The sequence below is a fragment of the Segatella asaccharophila genome (assembly GCF_054687055.1).
Genome location: NZ_BAACAN010000013.1, coordinates 48,137 through 64,397, shown reverse-complemented (window position 1 = coordinate 64,397; position 16,261 = coordinate 48,137). Strand labels below are relative to the sequence as shown.

The 16,261-nt window shown below is 43.3% G+C and carries 10 protein-coding genes; all 10 read right to left on the bottom strand.

Annotated elements, in window-relative coordinates:
* Positions 1-7 precede the first annotated feature (7 nt).
* The 10 genes from ACYRYG_RS08865 to ACYRYG_RS08820 all read right to left on the bottom strand — a co-directional run bounded on the left by ACYRYG_RS08865 (position 8) and on the right by ACYRYG_RS08820 (position 16,088).
* Positions 8-658, bottom strand: a complete 651-nt coding sequence (locus tag ACYRYG_RS08865) for a carbohydrate-binding family 9-like protein (protein WP_293423958.1) — start codon at positions 656-658, stop codon at positions 8-10.
* Positions 659-769: 111 nt separating this feature from the next.
* On the bottom strand, positions 770-1,756 hold the full coding sequence (locus ACYRYG_RS08860) for an ROK family protein (protein WP_293416497.1): 987 nt from the start codon (positions 1,754-1,756) through the stop codon (positions 770-772).
* A gap of 172 nt (positions 1,757-1,928) precedes the next feature.
* The gene (locus ACYRYG_RS08855; RefSeq protein ID WP_293416495.1) at positions 1,929-3,935 is read right to left on the bottom strand and encodes a glucosamine-6-phosphate deaminase; all 2,007 of its coding nucleotides are present in this window, start codon (positions 3,933-3,935) and stop codon (positions 1,929-1,931) included.
* 128 nt (positions 3,936-4,063) lie between these two features.
* On the bottom strand, positions 4,064-4,855 hold the full coding sequence (nagB, locus tag ACYRYG_RS08850; RefSeq protein ID WP_293416493.1) for a glucosamine-6-phosphate deaminase: 792 nt from the start codon (positions 4,853-4,855) through the stop codon (positions 4,064-4,066).
* A gap of 175 nt (positions 4,856-5,030) precedes the next feature.
* A complete protein-coding gene (locus ACYRYG_RS08845) occupies positions 5,031-6,620 on the bottom strand; it encodes a beta-N-acetylhexosaminidase (protein WP_293416491.1) in 1,590 nt (529 codons plus the stop codon).
* 232 nt (positions 6,621-6,852) lie between these two features.
* Positions 6,853-9,357, bottom strand: a complete 2,505-nt coding sequence (locus tag ACYRYG_RS08840; RefSeq protein ID WP_293432704.1) for a glycoside hydrolase family 2 protein — start codon at positions 9,355-9,357, stop codon at positions 6,853-6,855.
* A 121-nt stretch (positions 9,358-9,478) separates the two neighbouring features.
* Positions 9,479-10,306: an ROK family protein gene (locus ACYRYG_RS08835; RefSeq protein WP_293416487.1), complete on the bottom strand. Its 828-nt coding sequence runs from the start codon at positions 10,304-10,306 to the stop codon at positions 9,479-9,481.
* A gap of 80 nt (positions 10,307-10,386) precedes the next feature.
* Positions 10,387-11,205: a hypothetical protein gene (locus tag ACYRYG_RS08830; RefSeq protein ID WP_293416485.1), complete on the bottom strand. Its 819-nt coding sequence runs from the start codon at positions 11,203-11,205 to the stop codon at positions 10,387-10,389.
* 44 nt (positions 11,206-11,249) lie between these two features.
* On the bottom strand, positions 11,250-12,944 hold the full coding sequence (locus tag ACYRYG_RS08825; protein ID WP_293416483.1) for a RagB/SusD family nutrient uptake outer membrane protein: 1,695 nt from the start codon (positions 12,942-12,944) through the stop codon (positions 11,250-11,252).
* A gap of 6 nt (positions 12,945-12,950) precedes the next feature.
* The gene (locus ACYRYG_RS08820) at positions 12,951-16,088 is read right to left on the bottom strand and encodes a SusC/RagA family TonB-linked outer membrane protein (RefSeq protein WP_293416481.1); all 3,138 of its coding nucleotides are present in this window, start codon (positions 16,086-16,088) and stop codon (positions 12,951-12,953) included.
* Positions 16,089-16,261: the final 173 nt, after the last annotated feature.

Genomic DNA, 16,261 nt, shown 5'->3' with positions numbered 1-16,261 from the left:
AATAGGATCATTCGAAATCTAATTCACCGAAGAAGTGAGGTTGATGGAAGTCGGGAGCAGGGGTACTTATGGGATTCCATGAGAGATAATGGCTCTTCTTCAACTTATCTCCACATTTATAGAAATTGGCATAGATAACAGTTCCTGAGACAGACTGCAGATGGTGCTTGAAATAGGCACTTACAGGAATTTTCAATGCCATATCCCATGTTATGGATCCTGAATGCTCTGTGAAGGGATGACGACCGTTGGAAGACCAGCGGTCTACGCTTCTTAAAATATCTGCGGAAGCCCGTTCCCGTCCTTCACGGTTCGTTCCGGCACCGATCAGGAGAGTCCCGATGCAGTTGCATTCCATATTATAATAGATGCCACCCTTTTCAAACTGAGAAAAGAACTCACAACAGGAATCTTCCCAGACCGGTCCATTATCCTGGGAAGCAATGGCGCGTATATCATCTTCCGTTACGTGATAATGGAGATATATGGTATCTTCTGAATGGGCGATGCGAAAACAAACTGAGGGATGATGGGGATGATCGGGCCAGTTTACGATGTCAATGGGTTGACATCGTATGTTTTCTTGATTGAATATTTCTGGTATTTCTACAGCTCTTTTCGGGATGTGTGTAAGCTGAGGGACAAAAAGTTTTTTCATAATCTTTATTGATGGGATCTGATGAGGCGACAGGGTATGAATCGTCTTCTGTTGGAAAAGAATGGTCGTCTGACCTGCTGACGCTGATGGGTCATGCCGGCGAGGGTGACCTTATGAGTTCAATGCTCTTCCCACAGCGGAAGCTCCAAGTACGGCAGCATTACTTCCGGGAAGAGAGCTGATCAGAAATTTAGCCTTTCCCTTATACATGTTCAGGACATATTGATTGTAAGTCTCTTGAAGCGGTTTCATGAGTAGATCACCGGCCTTAGTGAGACCACCGAAAAAGACATAGGCTTCCGGGCTGCAGAAGGTCGTAAAATTAGCGCAAGCCTTTCCGAGCATGGCTCCAGTAAAATCATATACCCGTTGTGCAAGTGGATCGCCTTTCTCTGCGGCGAGGCTGACATCGAGTGAGGTTAACTCTTCCGGTTTGAGATGGCGTAGCAAACTTGCTTCTGTACTGGTCTTTAAGAATTCGAGTGCTGTCCGGACTACTCCCGTTGCAGAGCAATAAGTTTCCAGGCAACCTCTGCGGCCACAGCCGCATAAACGGGCATCTTTGCTGAAATCCATGATGGTATGTCCCAGTTCGCCAGCAAATCCATCGCACCCATATAGGAGTTGGCCGTTGGCTACAATACCGGATCCTACACCTGTACCCAATGTGATATCAATGAAATTTTTCATTCCCCGTGCCACACCATAGGTCATCTCACCCAAGGCTGCTGCATTGGCATCATTCGTTAACGCTACGGGGATATGATCCAGATGTTCAGAGAATAATTGTGCCAGAGGGACGATACGGTCATGCGCCCAGACCAAGTTGGCTGCATATTCTACCGTTCCGTGATAGAAATTACCTTTGGGGGCTCCTATGCCCATGGATTGGATTTCCCCGATCCCGCCAACGGATTTTATCATTGGTTGAAGAGCGGCGATAGATGCCTGCAGATAGTCTTCTACTTTGTTGTAGGCTTGTGTCTTGATGGAGGTACTGGCAATGATCTTTCCTTGGGAATCTACGATTCCGAAGACCGAATTAGTCCCTCCCAGATCAAGTCCGATTATATATGGCTTTGTGGATTGGATAGTCATAATCTGTATGTTAGATATTTGTTATGGAATTAAAAAAGTTGATGATAGATTCCCCTTCTTGGTCTTTCATCAAGACGAGTGACATTTGAATAGGAATCTCAGCTATAGAAAACAAGAGGTCTTGGCAGTGCTAACTGCCAAGACAACATGATTTAAGAATTGAACCTTTTGGTTATTTGTCGTAGGTCTGTGGGTGGTATTCCACGAAAGCTTCCATGGCCTCATAGCATGCCAGTCCCAGATCATCATAGAGTTTAGCCGTCGCACGGTTACGGTCTTCAGCCCGTTGCCAGAAAAGCCGTTCGTCATTGCCCAGATATGGAGCAGAATCTCCTTGTGAAGCATGCTTTAAGATGGCGTTGCGCTTTGCACGAAGTTCTTCAGGACTCATCGGCACACACATCTCTATATTCTCTACAGGATATTCAGCCCATGCACCACGATACATCCAGACGCGACAGTCTTTGAGCCATTTAGCATGCTCTTGTTCTTCGAGGTCAATGGCAGCCAATACGGCATTCGTACATTTGCGGTGAGTACCATGAGGATCAGCAAGGTCACCGGCCACATAGATCTGGTGGGGCTGTACCTGTTGCAGGAATTTCCGGACAATATCCACATCCTTGATGGTCATAGGCAGTTTTTCTACACGGCCACTTTCATAAAATGGAAGGTCGAGGAAATGGACATGATCAAGGGGTATTCCATTATAGGTACATGCCGTGCGTGCCTCTCCGCGCCGGATGAGTCCTTTGATGTCCAGGACATCACGCGTATCAATATCTCCTTCTTTCTTGTTTGCCAGGAATTTCTTGATCTCTTGATATTTGGTTTTGATGACCTGGTCCTTATCACCGCAGAATATTTGGTTAAAACCATTGATGAAGTGCATAAACCGGGTCACTTCTTCGTCATTGACAGCGATGTTGCCGGATGTTTCATAAGCGATATGCACTTCGTGTCCTTGCTGGACCAACCGGCGTATGGTTCCTCCCATGGAAATTACATCATCATCCGGGTGCGGAGAGAACACTACCACACGTTTGGGGAAAGGTTTTGCCCGTTCCGGACGATAGGTGTCATCTGCATTAGGCTTGCCTCCAGGCCATCCGGTGATGGTGTGCTGTAAGTCATTGAATATTTTGATGTTGGCATTGTAAGCGGATCCATATAAAGCCAGCAGGTCAGAGAGCCCGTTTTGGTTATAGTCCTTGTTGGTTAATTTAAGAATCGGCTTGTGAGTTACACCGCATAACCAGACCAAGGCAGCACGTATCATCTGATCACTCCATTCACAAGATGTCACCAGCCATGGGTGCTCCAGTCGTGTGAGTTTGGCAGCAGCTGCCAGGTCTACGATCACATGAGCATCATTATGTGTTTGCAGATACGAGGCAGGGATGGTATCCTTAAGAGGACCTTCAACCGTATTCTTGATGATATCTGCCTTGTCATCACCCCAGGCGACCAGGAATATTTTTCTTGCAGCCAGAATGTTTCCGATCCCTAAAGTAATGGAACAGGGCGGAACTTGGTTTTGACCGTCGAAGCTCATGGTCATCTCCTGGCGGGACATGGCATCAATAAGGATCAGCCGGGTTGCAGAGGTCATCATACTGCCTGGTTCATTTGCGGCAATGTTCCCGCTGCGGCCTATACCTAACAGCATAATATCTATTCCTCCCACATCTTGGATACGCCGCTCATAAAGGCGGCATTGTTCCTGAACTTTATCTTGAGGAATCGTTCCGTCTAAAGAGTAGATGTTCTGTTCCGGTATATCTACTTTATTGAAAAAGCGTTCACGCAACTGCTGGATACTGCTGTGCTTGTTCCCATTGAGCGGAAAGTATTCGTAAGCATTGAAGACTACGACATTCTTGAAACTTAGTTTCTCTTCCTGGTGACGGCGGACAAGTTCCTCATAGATATGGGTCAGAGACTGTCCTGTACCGAGTCCGAGCACACAATCTTTTCCTAACTTTGCCTGTGATTTGATTTCAGTTTCTATTGCGTCTGCAATACGCTTGGTACCCTCTTCCTCACTCGGGAATATACTTGTTGGGATTTTTTCCCTCTGGGTAAGTTCTGAACGTTCTACAGCTGTTTTGGGATTATAAAATTCTTTTGGTACTTTATTAAGTACGATCCTGGAACTCAAATTTAAGTTTAAACTCATAGTTGATGTTTGGTTTTATGATAGGTCGTTAAAACAATGAGAATAGAATTATCAGAGAGATGGGTAAAAACAGAGAATCTTTTACCCGTCTTCATTCATTCCTATTTAGTCTTTTCCTTGTCAATTAGTTATAAATTGTCCTTCTCAATATCTTTAAAATATTTGTAAGTGCCATGCTTCAGTTCATCTGTGGCGGCTTCATCTACCACGATTATGCTGTGAGGATGTGTCTGCAATGCCGAGATGGTCCAGGCCTGGGTTACCGGTCCTTCAACGGCTGCCTGGACAGCACGGGCTTTGTTATGGCCATTGGCAAGGATCAAGACTTCTCTTGCTGCCATTACTGTTCCCACACCTACTGTCAAAGCATGTTTAGGTACTTTGGCCACGTCATTATCGAAGAAACGGCTGTTGGCAATGATCGTGTCAGTAGTCAGGGTCTTAATGCGTGTGCGTGAGTGAAGAGAAGAGAACGGTTCATTGAAAGCAATATGTCCGTCAGGGCCGATGCCTCCGATGAAAAGGTCTATGCCTCCTGCCTTTTTGATTTTCTGTTCATATTCAGCACATTCCTCACCTAAGTTCTTTGCGTTACCGTTAAGAATATGAATGTTTTCTTTCGGGCAGTCAATATGATCAAAAAGATGATGGGCCATGAAAGAATGATAACTCTGGGGATGTGATTCCGGTAAACCTACATATTCATCCATGTTGAAGGTGATGACATGTTTGAAAGTGACACGCCCTTCCTGGTTCGCCTTTACCAAGTCGGCATACATACCTTCCGGTGAAGATCCGGTAGGCAGTCCTAATACAAATGGATGCTCCGCAGTAGGTGAGGCTGCATTTATTCTGTCAATGACATAGTTAGCTGCCCATCGGGATAGGGTTTCGTAGCTGCTCTCAATAATTAATCTCATGATGTTGTGTTTGTTAAAATACTCTATTTAGTTGTTTTCTTCCTTTTACGTTTTGTGTTTATATCTGTTCAGAAAGTTATATCTGTGGGAAGAACCGTTGATTTCCTGACGAATTGGTTAAGATAAACACCTGTCAGGTAATGAATGACTCTTAAATGTTCTGTGCGTGTTCCTCTTATTTCTTGTCTGTTTTCTCCCAAAGGTATCTGGCGTAAGTCAAGCCATAAGCATCATACAGATCCTTCATTTTTATAGATCGGTTCTTGAAATCCTGAAAGTTCTTGGCTTGAGGTTGCATCCACTGCACTTCGGACAAGGCAGCCATGCGGGGGAGAATCTGGTATTCGGCAAGCTGCGGACAGGTAATATATTCTGACCATAGGTTAGCCTGTACACCGAGGATATGCTTGTTGGCCTCGGTATCTTTGGGATCGGCATAAGGTTCAAAACTGTAGGTCTTTTCAACAGGCAGATAACCACCGATGAGCAATGGCTCATTCCATGTGTTGTTGGTCTGGTAATGGTCGAAGTAGTCATTATCGGTAGGTGACATGATCACATCATGCCCTAACTTTGCAGCCTGTGTGCCCGGTTCAGCGCCACGCCAGGACATCACTACTGCTGACTTGTTGGGATGCCCTCCGAGGATCTCATCCCAGCCGATCATTATGCGGCCCTTGGAATTAAGGTACTTTTCTATGCGGTTTGTGAAATATCCCTGAAGAGTGTTCAGGGTCAAATGATTGTCCTCCATGACTTTCTGACATTTCGGGCAATGGCTCCATCTGTCAGTGGGTGTTTCATCCCCTCCGATATGAATATACTTGGATGGGAAAATGGCAAGGATTTCGTCCAGTACATCTTCCACAAAAGTATAGACTTTTGGGTTTCCCACACACAGGACATCTTTGAACACACCCCAAGATTGTCCCACCTTATATGGCCCGCCGGTACATCCCAGTTCCGGGTAGGAAGCAAGGGCGGCAAGCATGTGCCCCGGCATGTCGATTTCCGGGATTACTGTAATATATCGGTCCGCAGCATATTTGACAATCTCACGGGCTTGCTCCTGTGTATAATATCCCCCGTAGGGTGTTCCGTCATACACATCACTGTTCCGCCCGATGACCGTCTGATCGCGATGGGAGCCGATTTCCGTGAGTTTAGGATATTTCTTGATTTCGATGCGCCAGCCCTGGTCTTCAGTGAGATGCCAGTGGAAGACATTCATATTATGCAAGGCAAGAAGGTCAATATATTTCTTGATAAAGGAGATCGGGAAGAAATGGCGTCCACAGTCCAGCATCATCCCCCGATAGGTGAAGCGCGGCGCATCACTGATTTTTACTGCCGGCAAGTCTATGGATGTTAAGGTCGTGTCTACCGGCAGAGACTTGCGTAAAGTCTGAATCCCGTAGAAGACCCCTGCGGGGGTCTGTCCGGAGATTGTCACTCCTTTATGATCGACCAACAGGGTATAACCCTCCTTATTCGTGATCTTTTTGTTGAGGTCCAGATGTATGGCATTCTTACTCTTTACGGAAGTTACGGAGAGTCGTATCCCTGTTGTTTCTCCGATATATTCAGCAAGGAATTTTCCGTCCCTGAATAAGTCTTCATTGCCTGGGGGCACGACAATAGCGGTTTGTGAACTCAATAAAAAGGGAGTTTTATTGACCATAACAATTGATTCGGGTAGGGGTACCACCCGATAATCTGCTTTGTTTTCGGCAAATAAGGTAGTCGTCAACAGTAGACTTGCCATTATTATGATTATTTTTTTCATGAATGATTAGGATTAAATTTTCTTGTTACAAATTTACAAAAATATAAGGAAGTACGATTCTATATTTCGATTTTAAATGATTTTAATACTTAAAAATATATAAATGAATTTTGAGAGTTCAGATCATCGTCAATTTCTATTTAATTGATGATGTTCAATTTTGGTGAAAACTGTCGGATAAATCTCTTCTGGATAGTTGAATAATAATGATTTAGTTGTCATATAGTGGATGATCATTAGTTTTACTTTGCCATTTATTCTTTTTGAGTAATACTGTTAGTGGCTTGCTGTTCCAGGGGCGGATCATTATGGCAGATGGGATGGATTTTCCGGGGTATATACAACTGAAGTTTCGAGTTTGACCAGGAGAAAGTGTAAAATAGTTGTCTGACCATCTGCTATAGGGAACAGGAAGCCCTTTGGCATTAAGTAATACCAATTCAATAAAGAAGGCCAAGTTTTTATCAGAGTTGTGAATCTTTACGCTTATTTCTCCATTATAGGTTGAAGTCGAAATTTTCAGTTGACTTGAAGGCAAAGATAAAAGTGCTTGATAGGATGCATAATGAAGAATAGGTGTAATATACCAGTTTCCCTTTTTCCAATCGTATGTATCACTATCTGCAGGAACCCAATATTCTCCTCGGGATGTTACACCATTTTGGTCTGTCAGTTTCAGAAAAAGTTCACCGTTCATTTTAATGTCATTCAGATCGAAAACTTCTTGGGGATGATGGGGGGACAGGGTTATTTTCTTGACCAGATTCTTTATGAGATGAGAGTGAAGGTCATAAAACTTCATTTGTGCATTGCCTGTTACATCTTTTAAAGATTTATTGACTGCATAGACTTTATGGCAACCATAATTATAAGTTAGCTGAAAGACTTGATTTGCCTTTTTCGTACCATAATAGGCCGCAGTAGGCACGCCGTAGTAGTCATATAGTTGCCAGTAGAAAGATGGCCAGGCTGAATTTAATTTCCATTGTATGATCCCTGTTGTAAGAGGTTCTGCCGTACGGTATGCTTCATACATGGCTTGAGTGCTTTCATAAGAAAGCAAGTTGGCACATTGAAGATATTTCCTGAGATTACCGATTTCCCCGAAACGATTTTGTATTACGGAACTTATTACATTTAAATCTTTCATGGCAATGCTTGATGCAGTGCAATGATAGTTGTAGTAAATGTTGTCTTTCACAGGCCAGTCCTCATCTTTTCCAACGATCCGGTCCACATCTTCTTGTACGGGCATGGATGCACCGATGCTGGTCTCAGTATTAAAGCCGAAAGCTCCCCCGGACTTATGATCGGTGAAGTAGTAAGACGGACCGACATATTCGTAAGGGCCGGTCATCTTCACACCGGATGGCCCTGAAATTTCACTCGTTCTATTGGCGGCACTAATCTGCAGGGGCCGGTCATCAAGGCCATTCAACATTTCATGATAAGATTGTTCCCAAGAGGTGTAAGGGCATTTATCACTACCAATGAACCAACAGATGATTGACGGATGTTGCCGAAGAGCCAGTACTTGATCTCGTAGTGAAAGCGTCAGTAGACGTTTCATCTCCGGAGTGTCAGGTATACTACTATGTTCATTCTGTACCCCGGAATGTAGATCTGCATTCCATTCCCATTGACAACTCCAGCCTGCCATAATCATGAGTCCTAAACTGTCACAGATAGAGAAGGCTTGATCACAGGTACCCCAGAAGCCTTCCATTCTGATGGTGTTAAGTCCCATGTCATGAATCATTATCATTTGCTGGCGGTATGATTCCGGTGTGTCCTGCATGAAAATATCATCTGTCCATCCGCCTCCATTGATCATTACTTTACGTCCATTGAGTAAAAATGCCCGATAGCCGTCTTCTGTCAGATAACTGTCTATTTGTCTGATACCAAAGGTGCAATTCTTGCTATCGAGCGTTTCTCCACTCGCCACGAACCTTAACCGGAGATGATAAAGTTCCGGTTCTCCCATTCCTGTACACCACCATAGCCTTGGATGATCTATATTAAGGATGGGAAGGACAGAAGTATCAAGGGTGATGGTACGTTCCTGGTGAGGTTGAAGAACAACCGGTACCCTGAATTTTCCAGCCTCAAATGAGCCTTCAAGAAGTCCGAGCAGTTTCTTCCCTGTGACGTTCCTGAGGGTGGTCGTTATGGTAAGAGCAGCTTTCGATAGGGTTACTGTATTGACCTTGGAAAAGACTGCTGTATGTTCAATAACTACCCGATCGGCTATTATCAAGTTTATGTTTCGAGTAATACCCATACTTTCATCTGCTGGCCGGATATTCCAGTCTGCATAGCCATAGTTCGGATCTCCGTCTTGGGCGCGGTAAACCGTTATATCGATACGGTTTTTCTTTCTTACGGAAGGTGTAATATCCAATAGAAAGTGCCTGAAGGGACCTTCTAAAGTGTCATGTGAAGCTACAAGGTGCCCGTTAATTTTTATATCAGCCCGATAATCTATTCCTGAAATTTGAAGCAGGATCCTCTGATCGGATGTCAAAGCCGGCAGGTCGAAATTCCTTGAAAAGATCCAGGGGTGATTGAATTCGGTCTTATCAATTTTATTGTAGTTTAAACCGGAAAGAATATTTTGATAGAGCCCATTCTTTATCAGAACCCCCATGGCTGTTGTAGGTATCGTCGCTTTATATTTTTTCTCACCTTCTGTGACTGTCCATCCTTGATGCATGGAAAAAATCCTTGAATGAGAAGAGGCCGGTGTAAGAAAAAGAATGCCTATGATAAGTAAAAGTAATTTTTCATTATATATTTGTTTGTTCATTTCTTGAAAACTTTAAGATCATTCTTTATCAAAGTTTTGAAGCTCCTAATAAATTTGCATTCTGCAATTTTGTAAAGATAATATGTATGTGCCTAAGAGTATTTGGATATGGGAAACCATCTGCTAATGATTCCCTCATCTGGGGCTCATATAAAAAAGCTGCATGACTTAGTCCTCCTCCTAATATGATAGCTTCCGGATCATACGTCAGGAGAACGGCTTGAAGGAGATGCCCTAAATGTTGCCCAAACTCATTCCATATAGACAAAGCTGACCCATTACCTTCTGCAGCTGCCTCTGCAAGTTGCTCTCCTGTCAGTGTGGACCTTTGTGCTAGGAAAAGGCTACTGGTATAGTGCTCAAAGTCAGCATTTAAATAAGGTAAAGCACCGATCTCACCCGCATCTGCATTGTTTCCCCTGTACAGTTCTTTGTTGATGATGATGCCTGATCCCAAACCGGTACCTAATGTGATGCCTATAAAGTTGCTGAAGTCTTGTCCTTCGCCATAATATTGTTCACCTAAAGCAAAGCAGTTAGCATCATTGTCTACATGTGTCTCAATACCGAAATGCTGTTGGATAATATCTTTTAGATGTACTTCGTGCCACGAGGGAATATTTGTGACGTTATAAACGATGCCCTTATTGATATCCACTACAGAGGGGACGGCGATACCTATCTGAGAGACATTCTCCGTGGAAAGACATTCGATAAGATCTTCTATTTGCTTAATAACATCATCAACGTTTCCATCCGAATGACATCTTATCTTTTTTATATTTCCCATAGGCGTGTCGCCATTTATGCGCATGGCACGTATAGATGTACCTCCCAAGTCGATAACTGTTTTCATTGTATTCCTGATTAATAGTTGTTAATTCTCCATACCATCCAATACAAGATAGATCTAAATTTTAATAATCGATTTGTAAATCATTCGTTTTTGCATTTAAATAACCAGAAGGTCCCGCTATCCCAGCCTACAGCGTTAGCAGGAGCTGCACAGAGGGTCATCTTGTTATCGGTAAGCGATAGAATACAAAAACGGTATACAGGAGCCGTATCTCCGTATAAATGTCCATTGAGTACGGTAGCGCCCGATAATGTCAGTTCTCCTGTTGACCATTGTGATCCGTCATCAGTATTATTAATTTTATTGGTCATATCGAATGAGAACGTGCCCTTTCCGATAATTTTCCCTGTACTGTCATAACAAGTAAAATTAGGTCCTCCGTTCAGATCAAAAACCATGTATCCACCGGGATCTTCTGTCTGACTGATAGGGACGGGATCCCAATCGGGTACAAATTCTGCTTCCCAGCCACCGTCACCATAACAGCCGTCAACAGTATCGTCCCATACCCATTTTTTCCCTGTAGCAGTTTCTCCTGCAAAAAGTGCCCAGGTGGAATCTACAGGATGATCTATTCTTGTAATATTGACGGTTCTTGTCGTACTGACAGTGCCACCGTCACAAAGCCCCGTAAATTTAATGTCCTGTTGGCCGAGGAAGGGAAGAGAAGCTGTAACGGAGTCGCGGGAAGATTTGCCCACAATATAGTCCCAATAGGAACCAACTCCTTTTGTCTTATTGACCATGACAATTTGATTTCCCCCCGATGATGTGGCATAAACTTTCAGTTTTAAATCGCTCTCTTTGGTTACACCTCCTAGTGAGGTCTCATCAGTAATTGGATTACAGGCACAAAAGAGGCCAACTATACAAGTTGCAATGATTATTATTTTTTTCATAATGAATCCTTCTATTATCGGTTTTACTTTTATGGTGAATGTTTTTACCATCCTTTATTCTGTTTCAGGACACCATTAGACAGATCAATCTGTGTCTGAGGAATCTGCATGAATCCCCCCGTATCTTTAACCCGCTGCCCAATATCAGACATATCTATTTTTGTCTTGACACCATTTTCCTCTACATCTGTTCCATCTTCTTTTTGTAAAGCATCTGCTGCAATGTGCCATCGCAGCAGGTCATACCAGCGCAGCCCTTCAAAGGCAAGCTCCCAATGGCGTTCATTGCGTAAAGCCGCATCCGTATAATTGGCCACAGGTGCTAAATGTACCCTTGCCCGAACTTGATTGATGCCTCCTGTGGTATGGGTCAGTTCGCTATACATCAAGAGAATATCTGCATAGCGTAGCACGACGATATCCTGAATATTATTGAGTTGATAATCAGTACTCAGATCTGGATATATCCTGCGGGCAAAGTTTTCATAGATTGTATCTCCGTCCTGAACGGTTTTTACATTGATGGCACAGTATTTCTTTTCCCAATAGCCAGTCTCGTCCTGTTGTTTATCCGCTCCCCAGACATAATTTGGCGCTTCTTCAGACACATCGAATACAGAGGCTTTCAGACGTATATCTTTTGGTTCAGCGGTTTCCCATTCTTCGATCATCTTCGGACTGATGGTTCCGGCACCCCATCCTATGCCAAGCGGGAAATTATTTTCTACACTTCCGTCGGACTCTCTGGGTGAAAAGAACAGGTCAACCTGATTACTACGCCAGCTACTTTGATCATCCCAACTGGCTTTCGCGCTATAGCGGATGGAAAATATTGTTTCGAGGTTTCCTCCATCCTCTCCGTACCAGTTGAGGTCATTAGCCATGGAATAAGGATAGTTAGGTTTTGTATAGGAATTTGAATAGGGCCACAGGTTACGGAAGTCTGGCATTAGTTTGTGGCCACTGTTATCAATACAATCTTTCAGGTCTGTGATGACCTCATCTTTTGTAACTGCTCCCTTGTCTGGTGCAGGAAGGGAAGTCTGGCTATAATAACCTGTGTAGAAAAGGAATACGCGGGCAAGCATACCTTCTGCTGCCCATCTCGTGGCATGTCCCAACTGGCTGGCAGGAATATCTGGAGCTTTAGTCGTTGGAAGATCCTTGATGGCCGTAGTTAAATCATTACCAATCTGACTATAGAGTTGTTCTGGGGTAGCCTGTGGAGGATCCTCTTTTGACAAGGATGTTGTGATCAAAGGAACATTACCAAAGGTTTCGCAGAGACAGAAATAGTAATAAGCTCTTAGAAAACGGGCTTCTCCATCTATCTGATTCCGAGAGTCATTACTTGAGAAGCTGATATTAGGGATAGACTCAATAAGCATATTACAACGGTGGATGCCAGCATAGCAATCTTTCCAAATCTCTTCGAACATATTATTCCCATATTTGCTGAGGTGATCCACGGCATGCAGGAAAGCATCATCAGGTCCCCCTCCTGCAAAACGATCATCAGATAATATTTCTGAAACAATCATCTGGTTCTGTGCCTCATTTCCAGAAGTCTGATAGCGCAGCATGGCATAACAACCTGCCAGTGATTGCTGGGCATCAGATTCTGTTTTGGGGAAATTAGCAGAATTTTTCCTAGTAAGGTCGTCTGTATTCAAAAAGTCATTACAGGCGGTGAGTGCCAGCACGGAGAAGATCAGTAATAGTATATTTTTAGTTTTCATAATTTCCTAAAGTTTAATGTCAAAACCAAACATATAAGTACGGGGGCAAGGATAGAATCCAAGGTCTATACCGGAAGACCAGGAGTTAGAACCTCCATATCCGACTTCCGGGTCCATTCCGGAATACCCCGTGATTGTAAAGAGATTGTTTGCTGAAAAATAGAAACGCAATTGCTGAAAAGGAATCTTATGGAAGAGATATTTGAAGTCGTATCCAATAGAGATATTTTGCATCCTCAGATAGTCTCCGTTTTCCATAAACAGATCTGATATCCATTGCCAATTATTTGAGGTTCCGGAAGTTAGTCTGGGCCATCTTGTTGAGGTGCCGTCTCCATGCCAACGCTTTAAGATGTCAGTTGTAAAATTATCGGTAGGATAGTCGACAAAAGACCTATATGATTTCATGATCTGGTTGCCGAGGACTCCATTGAGTGATGCATTCAGATCAAATCCTTGCCACGAGGCGTTGAGATTCAGTCCAAGTGTACAGTCAGGATGCGGATCACCGATCATTGTCCGGTCATCGAGGTCAATCTTGCCATCATGATTGGTATCTACCCAGATGACATCTCCGGGACGGGCATCATCCAGTTTTGCTCCCTTATAGTTGTCTATCTCTTGCTGGTTTTGGAAAATTCCGGCTGTTTTGAAACCATAGAAGAAACCTATAGGTTTGCCTACCTGTGCACGGTACATCTCATCAGTTGCCTGACTCAAGACATTTTCTTCACCATGGATGATTCCTTCTCCATTGGCAATACGAGTTACTTCATTTTTGTTATAGGCAAAATTGAATTCTGCTCCATAATGGAAGGCTGATACATGGTCATTCCATGAAAGAGAAAGTTCGATACCGGTGTTTTTAACGTCACCACCATTAATATAGGGCGCATTTGTACCTGCTGTCGCAAGAATGGGGGCTTGTACCAGCCAATTTTTTGTTTTCTTGATATAGTAGTCAAAAGTAGCTCCGAAACGACTGTCGAAGAATCTGGAATCAAAACCAATATCCGTTTGCTCGGAAGTTTCCCACGTAATATCAGGATTTGCAAGAATATCTGCGTAAGCTCCATTTGTAAGAACAGACTTGTCGGGTCCGAAGGTATAATCTGCGCCACTGAACGCGTAGGTGGAAAGGTATTGGTATCCGGGGATATTCTGGTTTCCGTTTTGTCCCCAACTGGCACGAATCTTAAAGAAATCCATCCATCTTCTTACTTTAGCCATAAAGGGTTCTTCCGTGATGGTCCAACCTGCAGATACGGAGGGGAAATATCCCCATTGATGGCCCTTAGCAAACTTGCTTGACCCATCGGCACGTAGAACGACAGTTGCCATGTAACGATCAAGATAATCATAGTTGATGCGCCCGAAGAAAGAGGCAAGGGTCGTCTTTCCTTCAGGATAACCTGAAAGGGTGGTACGAGAGGAAATGATGGGCGTGTTTTTTAGGTAAGCATGCTTGAAATCATTGAAGATGCTATTGGTGTTTGAACCTTCCATTCCGTCTCCAAGTCCGTCAGCTTCAATGCTTTGACCTGCAAGGACATCAAAATGATGGTTCTTATGGATACTGAAAACATAATTAGCGGTATTTTCCCACTGCAGTTTGTAATCAATACCGGAACTCTGACTGACGATGTTCTGGTCATTTTCCTGATTGGAAGAAAGATCATAAACGGGAATGAAACTGCGGTAAGAATCTGCGCTGAGGGCAAAGCCAAGATTGGTCTTGATTTTTAAATTGTGGATGGGTTGCAGAGTGGCATATAGAGAAGCGCGGATATAATGGGACTTACTCTTATTCTGACCGCTCCGATAATCCATCAAAGCAATTGGATTGGGTTCTCGTATTTCCCAGGGGATAGCATAGTGATAGTTGCCGTTTGAATCTAAGTCGGGTAAGAAGGGGGAGGTCTTGAGCATGTTTCGAATATCATTGCTGAAATTGTCACCCATTTGAATACCTCTGCTTTGGGAAAATGTGTAGGTGAGCCGTTCTCCGATAGACAATACACTGAAGTCGTGATAACGGATTAAACTGTTGTCCGAATTTAGGCGGGCTGTATAACGCTTGAAGTTAGGCTCGCAAGGTTTACCCAGAATGCCATCCTGATAAGTATAGGAGACACCTGTTGAATAGGTATTGTATGTAGTACCGCCTGTAATATTAATAGTATGATTTGTTTCCAACGCATTTTTGTTGCGAATTTCTTCCATCCAGTTTGTCCCGTTCCATTTCCCATTTACAATCTTGTCCCAGTCGGGAACTAATTTTGAAAAATCGTATGGCTCTAGTCCGTCTTCATAGCGTTCTTCATTCATAATCATTGCATACTCTTTGGCATTAAGCAGATCCGGCATTTTATATACGTTCTGCAAGCCGATGTATCCGTCATAAGAGATTTGGGCTTTTCCACTATGTCCCTGTTTTGTGGTTACGAGAATGACCCCATTAGCTGCACGTGAACCATAGATAGCAGCAGTTGCTGCATCTTTCAGAATATCAATACTTTCAATATCGGCAGGATTTAAGGTGTTGATATCTGCTTCAATTCCATCAATCAGGCAGAGAGGTGTAGCATCTCCGGTGGTGCCTAATCCCCGAATGTAGATCTTATAGCCATCGCCAGGCATGCCTGAAGATTGCGTCAGGCTGACACCAGGAGAACTGCTTTGAAGGGCTGTTAAAGGATTGATTACATTTCTTTTAGCAATATCGTCTCCCTTGATTTGTACAGTCGCACCGGTCACCAGCTTTTTTTGTTGGATTCCATAGCCGATTACGACGACATCATTAAGTGTCGTATTCTGATCGACTAATTTAATGGATAAATTTGTTGAGTTGACTTTTACGTTCTGGGTAATGCAACCGACATAAGAAATACGCAGAATGCTGCCTATAGGGATATTAATGGAAAAATGGCCATTAACATCGGTCACTGTTCCTTTATTAGTACCTGTTTGCTGGATCGTGGCACCAATTACAGGACTGTTACCGGAATCCGTAACAGTACCTTGTATCACTTTTTCATTTTGTGCTGAAATGGCAATAGAGATGAATACTGCCAGAAGAATTAATAAATCCCTTTTGGCAAAAAGCCCGAAGAGGGCATTTTTAAGTTTCCTGTTTTTTGTCATAGGTCTTGTTATTATTAGATATGATAATTACTATGGCAAAAATAGTTTGTTTATGATGATCTCTTGTAACGAAATAACGTATTTAAGATATGATTTTGCGTATATTATTTATGCTCGTAAAATGTTTCTTCCTGAAGAAACGAAAAAGATGAATCGATAAAGGGATTCGCAGA